General features: G+C 68.9%; 1 protein-coding gene. It reads left to right on the top strand.

Features of this window, described 5'->3' with window-relative positions:
* The coding region (locus MPC4_RS04795; protein ID WP_174511525.1) for an aminopeptidase at positions 1-409 on the top strand (409 nt) is incomplete at both ends.

Genomic DNA, 409 nt, shown 5'->3' with positions numbered 1-409 from the left:
GTCCGAGCTGCACCTCCCCGACAACGCCAGCTACCGGCGGTATGCCGACCTGGGCCGCCGCGCGGCGGTATGGAACGTGGTGGCGGCGCCGCCGGATTCGCTCACCCTGCACACATGGTGCTTCCCCGTCACGGGCTGCATCGGCTACCGCGGCTATTTCGCGGAGGCCGGTGCCCGAGAAGAGGCCGCGCGCCTGGCCGGCGTCGGGCTGGAGACCGCCGTCTACGGCGTGCCGGCGTATTCCACGCTGGGCTACACCTACTGGCTGGGCGGCGATCCGCTGCTCAACACCTTCATCGGCTGGCCCGAGGGTGAATTCGTGCGGCTGCTGTTCCACGAGCTGGCCCACCAGGTGGTGTATGCCAACGGCGACACGATGTTCAACGAATCCTTCGCGACGGCCGTGGAG

It is taken from the genome of Methylocella tundrae (assembly GCF_901905185.1).
GTDB lineage: Bacteria > Pseudomonadota > Alphaproteobacteria > Rhizobiales > Beijerinckiaceae > Methylocapsa > Methylocapsa tundrae.
This window is presented reverse-complemented; position numbering and strand designations above follow the sequence as displayed.